This window comes from Micromonospora echinospora (assembly GCF_014203425.1).
In the GTDB taxonomy this organism is placed as follows: Bacteria; Actinomycetota; Actinomycetes; order Mycobacteriales; family Micromonosporaceae; genus Micromonospora; species Micromonospora echinospora_A.
This window is the reverse complement of record NZ_JACHJC010000001.1, coordinates 1843459-1856848: the sequence shown is the minus strand read 5'-3', so window position 1 is coordinate 1856848 and position 13390 is coordinate 1843459. Positions and strand designations below refer to the sequence as shown.

Here is a 13390-nt window from a genome sequence, read left to right as displayed (position 1 = left end):
CGAGGTGGACCGCTAGGGTTTCCTGCGTGCCAGCCGAACCCGCCGCCCCACCCGCCGTCGCCCGCGACGACGCGGGCGCGCGTACGGTCCGGCGGGTCGTAGCGGTGCTGGCGCTGGTCGCGATCCTGCCCGCGCCCTACCTGCGCAACCTGCGCCACGACTACTACGACCAGAAGATCTACATGTCGGCGATGGACTGGTGGGCGGCCGGGCACCCGCTCTACGACTACGTCCAGCCGGACCGGGTGCAGGGCGCGCTCTACTTCACCTATCCGCCGTTCGCGGCGCTGCTCCTCGCGCCGTTCGGGTACCTGCGGCTCGGGGTGGCCATCGCAGCCTTCGCGGTGCTGACAGTGGCCGCTGTGGTGGTGACCACCCGCTGGCTGGTGCTGCCGGTGCTGCGGCGGTACGACCTGCCGCGCGTGTTCGGCCTGACCGTCGCCGTGCTGCTGGTGCTTGCCGTGGAGAGCACCCGGGAGACGATCACGCTCGGGCAGATCAACATGCTGCTCGTGATGCTGGTCCTCGGCGACCTGCTGTTCGCCGTACCGCAGGGTCGGCGCTGGGCCGGGGTGGGCGTGGGGCTGGCGGCGGCGCTCAAGCTCTTTCCCGGCATCTTCGTGCTCTATCTGCTCGCCGCCCGCAAGTGGCGGGCGGCGGCGGTGGCGGCGGCGACCGCCGCGGTGGCCACGCTGCTGGCGGCAGCGGTCGCGCCCGGCGACTCGTGGCGGTTCTGGACCCACGAGCTGTGGGTGACCGACCGGGTGGGCCGCCCCGACTACACCGGCAACCAGTCGCTGTTCGGGCTGCTCAGCCGCTTGGCCGCATCGGCCGAGGCGGACCGGCTGCTGTGGCTGCTGCTCGCGCTGGCGGTGGCCGCGTTCGGTCTGTGGCGGGCCGCGCGGGCGGCTCGGGCGGGGGACGCGCTGGTGGGTCTCACACTGACCGGCCTGGTGGGCGGCCTGGTCAGCCCGATCACCTGGATCCACCACCTGTACTGGTTCATCCCCGCCGTGGTGGTGCTCGTCGACGCGGCGCTGGACGCCGATCCGGCGACGCCCGCCGGGGCGCGCCGTCGCGGCGGCCTGTTCGCGCTGGCCGCCGCCGTCGGCCTGCCGATCGTGTACGGCCTGGTGACGTTCCAGGACTGGGGCACCGCCGTCGTGCACACGGACGACCCGGTCGACTTCGTCGTCCGCAACGTGTACGTGCTGCTCAGCCTGCTGTTGCTGGCGGTGCTCCCGATCCGTCACCACCGGGACGAACCTCGGATAACACGGACTGAACGGACACACCTCGCAACAAACGGCGATCAGCGCTAATCTGGTCTCAACTACCTCAGATTTCTCCCAGGTAGCACCGATCCCCCGGTGAGGACGGCCCTCCGCGTCGGCAGCGCGGAGGGCCGTTCGGGTTCTTGGTCGTCAGTCCTGGTCGTCCGGGCACCGGCTGGGCAGCGGGGCGATCGCCGCGCGGGCCCGCCCGCCGGCGCCCGAGCCCACCGCCACGAGATGCCGTTCGGGCCGCGACGCCGGACCCGGCTGCCGGCCCAGCCCGCTCAGCGAGGTGACGCCGAGGCGCCCGGCCAGCACCGGCACCTGGTCCGGCTCGACCACGAAGACCACCTCACGCGGCCGCAGCGGCCGCAGCAGCACCACCACGGCGAGGATCACGAACAGCGTCCCGCCGGTCAGCAGCGCCCACGCCAGCCCGGGGAACCAGCCGGCCCGCAGCTCGCCCCGCATCCGCAGGTCGAGCCCGTCGGCGCCGTCGACGCGCATCACCACCAGGCTCAACGACCGGCCGCTCAGCTCGGCCGGGCTCCACTCCAGCGAGCCGATGCCCTCGCGTACCCAGAAGGGCTGAGCCAGCGGCACGGCGACGCCGTCGCCGGCGGTGGCCGGGTCGAGATCGACGGGAAGCGGCCCCCGGGTGACAGCGACGCGGCGCACGGTGCTGTGCGGGACGTCGGCCAGCCACCCCCGCACCTGGTCGGTCGGGGCGAGGCCGAGGAAGACCGGGCCGTGATCGTCCCGTGCGGTGAGGTGCAGCCGGGCCTGCCCGGTGCGGGCCACCGGCAGGTCGGTACGCAGCAGCGCGTCCACGTCGGTCACCAGCACCGCGCGGGCGGGCGTGCGGACCGGCTCGAACCGGGCGCCGAAGCCGCCGTCCGGGTCGGCGTGCCGGGCCGCGAGCCAGAGGCCGGCGCCGGCCAGCAGGGCCGGAACCCCCAGCGCCAGCAGCACCATGCCGGCAATCGTGCGTGCGAAACGCATTCGCGTCGTCCCTCTCGGTAGCCAACTACCCGGCCGACCTTACCGACGCGGGTCGGCCGATCGCCGGATATCGGCGGCACCCGGCCGGGACGGCGACCGGCCCGGCGGATCGTTCCGCCGGGCCGGTGCGTCGCTCGCGTTCAGGACTTCGCGGCGGGCTCCCGCCGGGTACGCGCGAACGCCAGGCCGCCGAGGACCAGGCCGCCGAGACCGGCGACCAGCCCGGCCACCCCGAGCGCGACGGCCGCGCCCGACTCGGCGTCGTCATCGTCGTCGGCCGCCTCGGCTGCCGGCGCGCTCGCGCCGGGCGAGGCCGGAGCGTTCTCGGCGGCGGCCAGCTTGAGCACCGGCGCCGGGTTCTCCGGCTCCTCCGCGCCCGGCGTCGGCTCCTCGATCCACCGGGACACGTTGCCGTCGGAGTACGTCTGGAGGACCTTGAACACCATCGTGTCGACCTGCGGCAGCGGGCCCATCGACACCGGGAACTCCTGGAACTCGCCCGGCTTGACGCCGCCGTTCGGCGCGGCCGTGAAGGTCAGCTTGGAGACCGCCTCGGTGAGCTGGCTGCCGTGCACCTCGATCGGCGGGTCGACCTTGCGCTTCTCCACGGCCACCGTCCAGCCCGGCACCGGCATGGTGGAGACCGAACCGACAGGCGCGTTCTCCGGCAGGTTCACCTCGACCTTGACCGTCGACGCCGTGTCGCTCTCGTTCGGCACCCGGAAGGCGAACCGGCTGTAGCCGCCCTGCTTGCCCTCGGCCGGGTTGATCGTGACGTGCGCCGAAGCCGACCCGGCCAGGCCGAGCACGGTCGTGGCGACGGCGGCGAGAGTCAGCGCGGCGACGGTCGCGGAGCGCCGGAGACGGATCATCAGTGGGACCTTCCCGTTACTTGATCGGCACGGTGGCGGTCACCGTGGCCTGGTCGATGTCGGACGTGCGGACGGTGATGCGCAACTGCCAGTCACCACGGGCCGGCAGGTTGACCTCGCCGGTGGCGTGGTTGTCGCTCAACGGCAGCAGCGGGACCGTGATCGGTTCGATCCCGGCCGACGGCAGGGCGGCGGTGACCTTCCACTCCTGCACCGGCTGCGGCCTGTTGTCGGGGGTGTAGGCGTACAGGTGCATCGAGTTGTTGCCGGTCTCGGCCGGGTCCAGCTCGACCTGGAGCGAGTAGATCGGACTGCTCAGCGTGGTGGAGAAGTAGCCGGGCGAGGTGCCCGGCGCGTCCGCGACAGCGGTCCGCGCCGGTGTGGTCTGCACGAGCGTCGCCGACACGCCCAGCACCACCGCCGTGATGGCCAGCTCGGCCACCACGGCCCGCCGCATCGCGCCCGGCCGTCCGGCGGCGACCCGCCGCCGCACCAGCGCCCGGGAGTACGCGGCCACGCCGATCACCAGCGCGAACAGCGCGATCTTGGCGAGCAGCAGCTGCCCGTACGTGGTGTCGATCAGGGCCTGGAGGCTGGCCACCTCGATCAGCCCCTGCACGGTGCCGGCCAGCAGCAGCGCGGCCACCGCGAGCGCCGCCCAGCGGGACCAGATCGGCAGGATCGCGTCCAGCTCGCGCTCGTCGGCCCGGCGCAGCAGGAACACCGCGAGCATCACCAGGCCACCGAGCCAGACCGCCATCGCGCCCAGGTGCACCGCGTCCACCACCACCGACACGGCCGGGGCCGGTGAGGCCGCCGCGTGCCCGGCGAGCGGCCAGGTGAACAGCGCGGCGCCGCCGAGGACGGCGAGGATGATCCCGTCGGTGCGGCCGACCGGGCCGGCGAACAGCGGCCGGAGCAGGAACGCCGCCGCGGCGAGCAGGCCCAGCCGGACCAGGTGGGTCGTGCCGTACGCGCTGCCGAGCACGTCGCCGAGCCCGGAGCCGGTCACGTCGAACAGGCCGCCGCCGTTGACGTAGGGCACCTGGAGCCACACCTCGGCCAGCGTCGCCACCGCCAGCACGCCTAGCCCGGTCCAGGCCAGCCGGGCCGGGCCGCGGCGGGACAGCCGGCGCGGCCAGAGCGCGGCCAGCACCAGCGCCGGGCCGACGAGCAGCAGCAACCCGGCGTAGCCGGCGTACTTCGCCACCTTCACCGCGGTCTCGGTCACCGGGTTCGCCCGGTTGTCAGTGCCGCTGTCGGTGGGCGGCTCGGACGGCGCGCCGACGGAGTAGGTGAAGGCGCCGGAGACTGGGTGACTGTCCGCCGAGATGACCCGGTAGCTCACCAGGTAGGTGCCGCGCCCCGCGCCGGGGTCCACCGGGATGGTGACCTCGGCGCCCTGGAACGTCGGCTCGCCCCGGTCGGCCCGCGAGCCGTCGGGGGCGATCACGCGTACCTTCCCGGGCACCTTGCGGACGCTCTCGCTGAAGGTGATCACCACCTGCGCGGGCGCGTCGGGCACCACGGCGGAGGCCGCCGGGCTGCTGCTCACCAGCACCGCGTGGGCGCTGGCCGGGGTCGCCGGCACGAGCAGCAGGGCGACCAGCAGGAGCAGCAGCCCGGCGACGGCCCCGGATCTGGCGGCGACGGCCCGGAACGGGCGGCGTACGGCAGCAGTCATGACCGCCATGGTTCCCGAACCGGGGCCGATCCGGCGAGCCGGTCTCGGGCGGGCGTGACCGAGCGCCCACCCGGCACGGCGGCGCGTGCCACGCCGGGCCTGCTCGGAGGTCATGGGAGGGTAGTCGGACGGCGGCGGGAAAAAGTTCCCGGCGTGTGCGGGACCACGGAATGGGCCGAAGGACCCTGTCCCGCCCAGGTACGCCGCGTAACCTCGGGTGACGTGATCCCCGGCCCGCGCGACACCGCCGCCGACCGCCACGAGGCGGTCTCCGAGGCTGTCCGGGACACGGCCACCGGCTGGGCGCTGGCCGCCCGCGACGGGGACCGCGACGCGCAGGCCGCCCTCGTCCGGGCCACCCAGGCCGAGGTGTGGCGCTTCGCCGCCGCGCTCGTCGACCCGGACAGCGCGGACGACCTGACCCAGGAGACGTACCTGCGGGCGTTCCGGGCGCTGCCCGGCTTCGAAGGGCGCTCCAGCGTGCGTACCTGGTTGCTCGGCATCGCCCGCCGGGCCTGCGCCGACCACCTGCGCACAGTCGTACGCCGCCGGCGGCTCGACGCGCGGCTCGCCGCCCAGGCCGCCACCGACCGCCTCTACCCGGACCCGGCCGGTCAGCTCGGCGCCACCGACCTCGTCCGCCGGCTACCGGCCGAGCGGCGCTCCGCTTTCGTGCTCACCCAGTTGCTCGGCCTCTCCTACGCCGAGGCCGCCGACGTGGAGGGGGTGCCGGTGGGCACCATCCGCTCCCGGGTGGCCCGCGCCCGCGACGAGCTGGTCGGCGCCGTCGGCGACACGATGACCGGATAGCGGGAACCAATCGTGACGCTCGGACGACGAATGAATGTGACCCCCTCCCCCTCCCCCTCCCCCTCCCCGGCCGGGCGCTGGCAGACCCTGCGGCCCTGGCTCGGCATCGCGGCCCGACTCGGACTTGCCGCCGTCTGGCTGATCGCCGGTGGCACCAAGGTCGGCGACCTCGCTGCCTCCGGCCGGGCCGTCAACGCCTACCAGGTGATGCCGTACGACCTGGCCACCGTGATCGGCGCGGCGCTGCCCTTCGTCGAGCTGGCCCTGGGTCTGCTGCTTCTCGCCGGGCTGGCCACCCGGGTCAGCGCCGGGGTCTCGGCGGCGCTGCTCGTGGTCTTCATCGCCGGCATCGCCTCGGCCTGGGCGCGCGGCCTGGCCATCGACTGCGGGTGCTTCGGCAGCGGCGGCCAGCTCGCCGCCGGCGAGACGCCCAGCTACCTCCCGGAGATCCTCCGGGACCTGGGGTTCCTGGCGCTTGCCGGGTTCCTGCTGATCTGGCCCCGTACCCCGTTCTCGGTGGACGGCTGGCTGGCCGGCGACGACACAGTGGAGGACGAGGATGAGTAGCCGCAAGGGTCGCAGGGACGCGGCACGGGTGGTACGCGAGCAGATCGCCCGGGAGAAGCGCCGCAAGCGCACGCTGTGGACGTCGATCGCCGCCGTGCTGGTGCTGGTCATCGCCGGTGGCATCGGCTGGGCCGTCTACTCCAGCCAGAAGTCGGACGACTTCACCGCCCCGCCCGGGGCCAACGACGCCGGCACCGGCATCGTCCAGGGCACCGGCCCGGTCACCATCGACCTGTACGAGGACTACCTCTGCCCGGCCTGCAAGCAGTTCCAGCAGATCAACGGCGAGACGCTCAACCAGCTCGTCAACGAGGGCAAGGCCAAGCTCGTGTTCCACCCGGTCGCCTTCCTGAACCGCTTCTCCACCACCGAGTACTCCACCCGCTCCTCGGCCGCCTCCGGCTGCGCCGCGCAGGGGGGCAAGTTCCGCGAGTTCACCGAGCAGCTCTTCGACAAGCAGCCGCCGGAGGGCGGCGCCGGGCTCAGCAACGACGAGCTGGTCGACATCGGCGCGGGCGTCGGGCTGAACCGGGACGAGTTCGCGTCCTGCGTATCCGACGGCACGTACCGGTCGTGGACCGGGCACGTCACCGACGAGGCGAGCAAGGCCGGCGTGACCGGCACCCCAACCATCAAGATCAACGGCAGTGAGCTGCGGGACCGCAGCCCGGAAGGGATCAAGGCGGCGGTGGAGGCGGCCGGGAAGTGATCCCCGCACCCCTGCGCCGGGCCGCGCTGGTGCTCACCGTCGCGGCCACCGCCCTGCTCACGTTCGCCGCGCCGGCCGCCGCGCACGGCGCGGACGCGCCCGACGGCACCGACTACCGCGCCACTATCACCGGCGTCGACCCGGCCCGGCCCGGACTCACCGCCCGCATGGTGGAGGCCGGCGCGCGGCTGGAGCTGACGAACGACACCGGCGCCGAGGTCACCGTGCTGGGCTACTCCGGCGAGCCGTACCTGCGCGTCGGCCCGGGTGGCGTGTACGAGAACATCCACTCCCCCGCCACGTACCTGAACCGGACGCTGGCCGGCGAGACCCGGCTGCCGGCCGAGGCGAACCCGGCCGCCGCGCCCGACTGGCGACGGATCGAAGACGGGCCCACCGCCCGCTGGCACGACCAGCGCACGCTGTGGCGGGCGGACGCGCCCCCGGCCGCCGTCGCCGCCGCCCCGGACCGGGAGCACCGGGTACGCGACTGGACGGTGCCGCTGCGCGCCGGTGACACCGCCGGAGCCGTACGCGGCACGCTGGACTGGGTGCCGCCGCCCGACCCGTACCCCTGGTGGGTGGCCGCCACGCTCGGCTTCCTGGTGATCGGCGCGGCCGGGCTGGCTCCGGGCGGCACGACCGCCGGAGTACGCGCGCTGCGCGGGGTGGGCGCGCTGCTCGCCCTGGGCGGCGCGGCGACAGTGGCGCTCACCGTCGCCCGGGCGTTCGACACCGGCACGCCCGGTGTCGGCGGGATGCTCGCCGAACTGGTCACCGGGCAGGTGTGGACGCTGCTCACCGGCCTCGGCGCACTGGCCGCGGGCGGGTACGCGCTCGCCCGCCGCCCGGCCGCCGACTTCGTGCTGGCGCTCGCCGGCGCCTGCCTCACGGTGTTCGCCGGGGTGACGAACCTCGCCGCGCTGTCCCGCGCGATTCCCCCGGCCGCCGGCCCGCCCGTCCTGGTGCGGGTGCTCGTCGTCGTCGGCCTGGCCACAGGCGCCGGCGCGGTGGCCGCCGGCCTGCTGCGCCTGCGAACCGCCGCAAGAGCAGCCCGTACCACCCCCCACCCCGATCCCGTAACCCCGGCCCCGGGTCAGGTAGGGCGGGGGGCGAAGCCGTAGGGGAGTTCCAGGCGGTGGGCGGACAGCAGCGCCTCGTCGGACAGCAGGTCGGGCGTCGGGGCGTCGGCGACGATGCGGCCGCCGTCCAGGATCACCGAGCGGGGGCACAGCTCGGCCGCGTACGGCAGGTCGTGCGTGACCATGAGCAGCGTCACCGGCAGAGCCCGCAGGATCTCCGCCAGCTCCCGGCGGGCGGCCGGGTCGAGGTTCGACGACGGCTCGTCCAGCACCAGGATCTCCGGACGCATGGCCAGCACGGTGGCCACCGCCACCCGCCGCCGCTGCCCGAACGACAGGTGGTGCGGCGCCCGGTCCCGGTGCTCGCTCATCCCCACCGCCGCGAGCGCCTCGTCGACCCGGGCCGCCAGCTCGGCCCCGCGCAGGCCCAGGTTGGCCGGCCCGAACGCGACGTCCTCGGCGACTGTGGGCAGGAAGAGCTGGTCGTCCGGGTCCTGGAAGACGATGCCGACCCGGCGGCGCACCTCGGCCAGTGTGTCCCGGTCGCGGGTGACGGTCAGACCGCCGACGCTCACCGTGCCCTCGGTCGGGGTCAGGATGCCGTTGAGGTGCAGCACCAGCGTGGTCTTGCCGGCGCCGTTGGGCCCGAGCAGCGCCACCCGGTCGCCGCGCGGCACGGTCAGGTCCACGCCGTGCAGGGCGACGTGACCGTCCGGGTACGCGTACCGGACGCCGCTGACGTCCAGGGAGGGCGGCTGCTGCACGTACCCGATCATTGCAGGACGAGCGCGACGGCGGCGATGGTGGCCGCGATCGCCGGCACCGTCGCGGCGGCCGCCCACTGGCCGGCGGTGGCCGCGCCGGCCCCCTGCCACACCGCCGGCATCCGGCCGGTGTAGCCGCGGGAGAGCATCGCCAGGTAGACCCGCTCGCCGCGCTCGAACGCGCGCAGGAACAGCGCGCCGACCCCGGCCGCGAAGCCGCGCAACTGCCACAGGAACCGCGGATCGTCGCCCCGGGACACCCGCGCCACCCGCATCCGGCGGGCCTCGCCGACCAGCACCTCCAGGTAGCGCAGCATGAACGTGGCGATCTGGGTGAGGATCTGCGGGCAGCGCAGCCGGTCCAGGCCGATCAGCAGGTCACGCGTCGTCGTGGTCGCCGCCAGCAGGAGCGACGCGAGTACGCCGAGCGTGCCCTTGGCGAGGATGTTGAACGCGCCGTGCAGCCCGTCGACGGACAGGGCGAGCCCGGCCACCTCGACCCGCTCCCCCGCCCCGAGGAACGGCAGCGCGAACGCGAACAGCACGAACGGCAGCTCGATCAGCGCCCGGCTGAGCAGCCAGCGCGGGCCGACCCGGGCCAGCGCGGCCACCACGGCGACCAGGAGCGCGTACCCGCCGAAGGCCCAGTACGCCTCCCGGGGCGTGGCCACCACCGCCACTGTGAAGAGCACCATGGCGGTGATCTTCACCTCCGGCGGGAGGCGGTGCACCGGCGAGCCGGACTCGCGGTAGAGCACGTGCGCGTGCCCGGCGCCCACGGTCAGCGGGCGCCGCTGGACCGGGTCGCGGCCTCGTCCACCGGGTCGGCGCTCGCGGCGTTCGGGGCGGGAGCCGCGGGGCCGCGGCGGCGGGCCAGCCAGAACAGGCCGCCGCCGAGCGCGAAGGTGAGCAGCACGCCGAGCACGCCGGACAGGCCGGTGGAGACGAAGTCGTTGCCGATTCCGCGTACGCCGTAGTCGGCCAGCGGGCTGTCCGCCAGCTCGTGGTCCTTCGCCTCCTGGGCCGGGCAGCTGCCGCCGGTGATCTCGTCGTCGGCGTTGACGGTGCAGCCCTTCAGCAGCGACGAGTCCAGCCCGTCCGGGTGCGACGAGGCGTAGTTGCTCACCACACCCGCCAGCAGCAGGGCCACCAGCAGGCCACCGAGCAGGAACGGCCACTGACGCTTGCTCATCGGGCACCTCCGGCGACCGGGACGGCGGGAGCCGGCGCGGCCGGCTTGAGGGCGCGCAGCGCGTACACCAGATCGGGCCGGACCTTGGCGACGGTGACCACAGTGGTCGCGGTGATCAGGCCCTCGCCGATGCCGATCAGCAGGTGGGCGAAGGCCATGGTGCCGGCCAGCCCGGCGAGGTTGCCGCCGAGGTCGGTGGTGCCGCCCAGCCAATACTGCAGGACGAAGCCCTGAGACGCGACGAGCACGCTGACCAGCGCGGAGACGAACGCGGTGACCGCCAGCCCGGCCCGGGTACGCGGCAGCACCCGCAGCAGCAGCGCGATCAGCAGGTACGCGGCGGCGGTGCCGAGCAGCGCCATGTTGGTGATGTTGAGGCCGAGCATCGCCACGCCACCGTCACCGAAGACCAGCGCCTGCACGATGAGCACCACCGCCACGCAGAGCGCGCCGACCCAGGGACCGACGAGCAGCGCGGCCAGCGCGCCGCCGAGCAGGTGGCCGCTGACCCCGGCGGTGAAGATCGGGAAGTTGAGCATCTGCACGGCGAAGATGAACGCGGCGACCAGCCCTGCCATCGGGGCCAGCCGGTCGTCCAGGTCGGCCCGGCCACGCAGCACACAGAAGGCGAGCGCGGCCAGGGCGAGGGCCGCGAAGATCGCGGCAACGGGACCGTTGATGATCCCGTTGGAGATGTGCATCGCCAGGGTGTCCACGGGCTCAGCGTATTTCCAGGAATGGGTTGTTGCCAATATGTAGCAACAACCCAGTTGTGGCCGTCACCCCGCCCGCGCGTCGCCGTCGGCCGCCGCCCCGGGCACGGCGGTATCGTCACCGCCATGACCGACCGCCTCAGCCCCGGCGACCCCGCCCCCGAGTTCACCCTCCCCACCGACGACGGCGGGACGCTCACCCTGGCCGACCTGCGCGGCCGCAAGGCCATCCTGTACGCGTACCCGGCCGCCATGACGCCCGGCTGCACCAAGCAGGCGTGTGACTTCCGGGACTCCCTCGCCTCGCTGCAGGCCGCCGGCTACGAGGTGGTGGGCATCTCGCCGGACAAGCCGGCCAAGCTCGCGAAGTTCCGCGAGCGGGACGCGATCACGTTCCCGCTGGTCTCCGACGCGGACAAGGCGGTGCTGACCGCGTACGGCGCGTTCGGCGAGAAGCAGATGTACGGCCGCACGGTCACCGGAGTGATCCGCTCGACGTTCGTGGTGGACGAGGACGGCAAGATCGAACGGGCGCTCTACAACGTGCGGGCCACCGGCCACGTCGCCAAGCTGCGCCGGGACCTCGGGCTCGACTGAGGTCGGCGCGCGGCCCGGCTCGTCACGGCCGGGCCGCAGTGGTGGCGCCGAATGTGGTCTACGATCCGGAGGCTGTGCCACCGGTCCGCGGGCGCCCGCGGCGTCGGCCGGTGTTCACGATGAAGGGGCCGTAGCCCAACGGCAGAGGCATGCGGTTTAGGTCCGCACCAGTGCGGGTTCGAATCCCGCCGGCCCTACCAGTCGCCGGTGCCGCGCGCACCGGCGACTGTCGGGAAGGTCACGAACGCGGGTCCGGGCCGCGTCGCCACGCGCAGGATTGCGGCGTGGACCTGCGTTTCGCCCTCGACCCCGACCTGACCCCCGAGCTGCGCGAACAGATCATCGCGCTCTGGGTGGACGTGACGAACGCCGGCGGCGCCGTCGGCTTCGTCGCCCCCGTGACAGCCGACGAGGTACGCCCGCTCGCCACCTCGACGCTCGACGAGGTCGCGGACGGGCCGGACCGGCTGCTCGCCGGCTACGAGGGCGAACGGCTGGTCGCGGTCCTGGTCATCGCCGACAACCGGTTCCACCTCAAGACGCACTGGCGGGTGCTCAAGCGCGTCATGGTGCACCCCGACACGCAGGGACGCGGCCACGGCGCGGCGCTGATGCGCGAGGCCGAGCGGATCGCCCGAGGGCTGGGCCTGGCGGCGCTGCACGTGACGGTCCGCGACGGACTGGGGCTGGACCGCTTCTACAAGCGCCTCGGCTACCGCGAGATCGGCCGCCTCCCCGCCGCGCTGCGCCTGTCCGCAACCGACGCCCGCGACGAAATCCTCATGTGGCTAGACCTCCCCACCCCAGCCTGACCCTCTTCCCGCCCTTCCCCGTCCCCCGCGCTGCGCCGCGCCCGCGCCTCGCCTCGCCTCGCCTCGCCTCGCCGATCTTGCACTCACGGCCCCGATAGATAGGGCATTCACGGCGCTCAAGGGTCCGCAAGTGCAAGATCAGCGGAGCGGCCCGCCCAACGGCCGCCCCGGCGAAAGGTGCGTATCCGGCACCTGAGGGGCCACACGTGCAAGATCGCGAGGGCAGGGCCGAGGGCGGGGCAGCGCGGGGCAGGGGTTGGGGGCGAGGGCGGAGGGTGAGGGTTAGGCGCAGCTAGTGGGGGTGGGTGGGGCGGCGGCTGCCTGCACGAGGGGGTCCGCGAGGGCTGAGGTGGGTACGGCGGGGGTGGGGGCCGTCGAGGTGGGGGTGGACGGGGTCGGAGATGCGGGGCGGGGCTTCTTCGGGGTCGGTGTGGTGGGGGCGGGCTTCGCGCCGTACATCCGGACCGCGCTGCGCTGCACCTGGCCCGGAAGCATCCGGACGCCGGTGGCGGTCGCGCGGTTGCCGTACACGTCGGTGACCCGGATCGTGTACGGGCCCGGGCCGGCGCCGGACTCGATCAGCCAGTGGTTGTAGTCCTGCCGCTGGGCCGCGCGCCACGATCCGTTCTGCCGGACCTCGACCGAGCGCAGCGGGTTGCCGTGGTCACCGACCAGGACGGCGAACCACCACTGCGACGAGCCCTCCTTCATGCGGAAGGTGAGCGGCCCGGACAGCGGCGGGTTCACCACGGCCCGGTAGCTGACCTTCACCACGCCCTGCACCGGGTCGGCGATCCGGGCGAACGCTTCGGCGGACAGGTCGAGGTGGCCGGGGGCGCACTCCGGGCACTGATCCATGACCAGCACCCGGACCGTGCCGCGCGGGCCGGTGACGTCGAGGAACCCGCCGCAGGAGGCCCCGGCCGCGTACTCGCTCGGGCCGAGCGCGACGTACATCCGGTTGGCCGGCGCGGCGGGGCGGGAGCAGTTGCCGCCGGCGCCGGCGGAGTCGTAGAAGGTGGCCTTGCCGCTGCGGGTGGCCCCACCGACGGGCGGGGCGGCGCCGAGCGGAACCGCCGCCAGGACCGGGACGCCGGCAGGTGGAGGCGGGGCCGCGCAGGCGGGGGCGGCGCCGCCGCGTACCGCAAGGGCGACAGCGACAGCGGCCGCGACGGTGACCAGAGCGGCGGCGGCGAGCCGGCGGCGGCGCGTGGCGGCACGGCGATCGGGCGCGGTGGCGGGCGCGGAGGGGTCGGTCGGCGGGTGGGGTGCGGTGCCGTCGGTCACGCCGGTCGATGCTGCCGGACCGGCG

Annotated in this window: 15 protein-coding genes and 1 tRNA gene; 8 read left to right on the top strand and 8 right to left on the bottom strand. The window is 74.3% G+C overall.

The genetic code is table 11. From position 1 onward, the window contains the following. Positions 1 to 26 precede the first annotated feature (26 nt). Positions 27 to 1322, top strand: a complete 1296-nt coding sequence (locus FHU28_RS08905) for a glycosyltransferase 87 family protein (RefSeq protein WP_184682690.1) — start codon at positions 27 to 29, stop codon at positions 1320 to 1322. Positions 1323 to 1424: 102 nt separating this feature from the next. Here FHU28_RS08905 and FHU28_RS08900 read toward each other — a convergent pair whose 3' ends face one another. The 3 genes from FHU28_RS08900 to FHU28_RS08890 all read right to left on the bottom strand — a co-directional run bounded on the left by FHU28_RS08900 (position 1425) and on the right by FHU28_RS08890 (position 4832). Next, on the bottom strand, positions 1425 to 2276 hold the full coding sequence (locus FHU28_RS08900; protein WP_184682680.1) for a hypothetical protein: 852 nt from the start codon (positions 2274 to 2276) through the stop codon (positions 1425 to 1427). Positions 2277 to 2416: 140 nt separating this feature from the next. Further along, a complete protein-coding gene (locus tag FHU28_RS08895; protein WP_184682677.1) occupies positions 2417 to 3148 on the bottom strand; it encodes a YcnI family copper-binding membrane protein in 732 nt (243 codons plus the stop codon). A gap of 16 nt (positions 3149 to 3164) precedes the next feature. Continuing rightward, on the bottom strand, positions 3165 to 4832 hold the full coding sequence (locus FHU28_RS08890; protein ID WP_376700692.1) for a copper resistance CopC/CopD family protein: 1668 nt from the start codon (positions 4830 to 4832) through the stop codon (positions 3165 to 3167). A gap of 222 nt (positions 4833 to 5054) precedes the next feature. Between FHU28_RS08890 and FHU28_RS08885 the strand changes: the two genes are divergently transcribed. Genes FHU28_RS08885 through FHU28_RS08870 form a run of 4 tightly spaced genes read left to right on the top strand, consistent with a single transcriptional unit; the run spans position 5055 to position 8042 of the window. Next, entirely contained in the window at positions 5055 to 5642 is a 588-nt protein-coding gene (locus FHU28_RS08885) for a sigma-70 family RNA polymerase sigma factor (protein WP_184682672.1), read from the top strand. Positions 5643 to 5672: 30 nt separating this feature from the next. Continuing rightward, positions 5673 to 6209: a MauE/DoxX family redox-associated membrane protein gene (locus tag FHU28_RS08880; protein WP_184682669.1), complete on the top strand. Its 537-nt coding sequence runs from the start codon at positions 5673 to 5675 to the stop codon at positions 6207 to 6209. Then, positions 6202 to 6918, top strand: a complete 717-nt coding sequence (locus FHU28_RS08875; RefSeq protein ID WP_184682666.1) for a thioredoxin domain-containing protein — start codon at positions 6202 to 6204, stop codon at positions 6916 to 6918. Before FHU28_RS08880 ends, FHU28_RS08875 begins: the two co-directional genes overlap by 8 nt. Continuing rightward, a complete protein-coding gene (locus FHU28_RS08870) occupies positions 6915 to 8042 on the top strand; it encodes a hypothetical protein (RefSeq protein WP_311773551.1) in 1128 nt (375 codons plus the stop codon). Before FHU28_RS08875 ends, FHU28_RS08870 begins: the two co-directional genes overlap by 4 nt. Here the strand turns inward: FHU28_RS08870 and FHU28_RS08865 are convergent. From FHU28_RS08865 to FHU28_RS08850, 4 genes are read right to left on the bottom strand one after another with little or no spacing between them, the layout of a single operon-like run. Beyond that, the gene (locus FHU28_RS08865; RefSeq protein ID WP_184682664.1) at positions 8015 to 8776 is read right to left on the bottom strand and encodes an energy-coupling factor ABC transporter ATP-binding protein; all 762 of its coding nucleotides are present in this window, start codon (positions 8774 to 8776) and stop codon (positions 8015 to 8017) included. The two genes, FHU28_RS08870 and FHU28_RS08865, sit on opposite strands and share 28 nt — an antisense overlap. Continuing rightward, positions 8773 to 9543 carry a cobalt ECF transporter T component CbiQ gene (gene cbiQ, locus FHU28_RS08860; protein WP_184682661.1) on the bottom strand — a complete coding sequence of 257 codons (771 nt, stop codon included), beginning with the start codon at positions 9541 to 9543 and terminating at the stop codon, positions 8773 to 8775. The genes FHU28_RS08865 and cbiQ overlap by 4 nt, the downstream gene beginning before the upstream one ends. A 2-nt stretch (positions 9544 to 9545) precedes the next feature. Then, the gene (locus FHU28_RS08855) at positions 9546 to 9956 is read right to left on the bottom strand and encodes a PDGLE domain-containing protein (protein ID WP_184682659.1); all 411 of its coding nucleotides are present in this window, start codon (positions 9954 to 9956) and stop codon (positions 9546 to 9548) included. Next, positions 9953 to 10672 (bottom strand): energy-coupling factor ABC transporter permease, encoded by a 720-nt coding sequence (locus FHU28_RS08850; RefSeq protein ID WP_184682657.1) that lies wholly within the window; start codon positions 10670 to 10672, stop codon positions 9953 to 9955. The genes FHU28_RS08855 and FHU28_RS08850 overlap by 4 nt, the downstream gene beginning before the upstream one ends. Positions 10673 to 10795: 123 nt before the next feature. Here FHU28_RS08850 and bcp point away from each other — a divergent pair, with 123 nt between their 5' ends. The 3 genes from bcp (at position 10796) to FHU28_RS08835 (ending at position 12078) form a co-directional block, all read left to right on the top strand. Beyond that, entirely contained in the window at positions 10796 to 11266 is a 471-nt protein-coding gene (gene bcp, locus FHU28_RS08845) for a thioredoxin-dependent thiol peroxidase (protein WP_184682655.1), read from the top strand. Between the two features lie 124 nt (positions 11267 to 11390). Continuing rightward, positions 11391 to 11466 (top strand) — tRNA-Leu (locus tag FHU28_RS08840). An 84-nt stretch (positions 11467 to 11550) separates the two neighbouring features. Beyond that, entirely contained in the window at positions 11551 to 12078 is a 528-nt protein-coding gene (locus FHU28_RS08835; RefSeq protein ID WP_184682653.1) for a GNAT family N-acetyltransferase, read from the top strand. A 282-nt stretch (positions 12079 to 12360) separates the two neighbouring features. On the opposite strand, the gene FHU28_RS08830 is transcribed toward FHU28_RS08835, so the two are convergent. Further along, a complete protein-coding gene (locus FHU28_RS08830; protein WP_184682651.1) occupies positions 12361 to 13365 on the bottom strand; it encodes an expansin EXLX1 family cellulose-binding protein in 1005 nt (334 codons plus the stop codon). Positions 13366 to 13390: the final 25 nt, after the last annotated feature.

Bases quoted from the DNA above. Each gene is read 5' to 3' on its own strand.
- FHU28_RS08900 (WP_184682680.1), bottom strand. From the start codon at position 2,276: ATGCGTTTCGCACGCACGATTGCCGGCATGGTGCTGCTGGCGCTGGGG.
- FHU28_RS08895 (WP_184682677.1), bottom strand. From the start codon at position 3,148: ATGATCCGTCTCCGGCGCTCCGCGACCGTCGCCGCGCTGACTCTCGCC.
- FHU28_RS08890 (WP_376700692.1), bottom strand. From the start codon at position 4,832: ATGACTGCTGCCGTACGCCGCCCGTTCCGGGCCGTCGCCGCCAGATCC.
- FHU28_RS08880 (WP_184682669.1), top strand. From the start codon at position 5,673: ATGAATGTGACCCCCTCCCCCTCCCCCTCCCCCTCCCCGGCCGGGCGC.
- FHU28_RS08875 (WP_184682666.1), top strand. From the start codon at position 6,202: ATGAGTAGCCGCAAGGGTCGCAGGGACGCGGCACGGGTGGTACGCGAG.
- FHU28_RS08865 (WP_184682664.1), bottom strand. From the start codon at position 8,776: ATGATCGGGTACGTGCAGCAGCCGCCCTCCCTGGACGTCAGCGGCGTC.
- FHU28_RS08855 (WP_184682659.1), bottom strand. From the start codon at position 9,956: ATGAGCAAGCGTCAGTGGCCGTTCCTGCTCGGTGGCCTGCTGGTGGCC.
- bcp (WP_184682655.1), top strand. From the start codon at position 10,796: ATGACCGACCGCCTCAGCCCCGGCGACCCCGCCCCCGAGTTCACCCTC.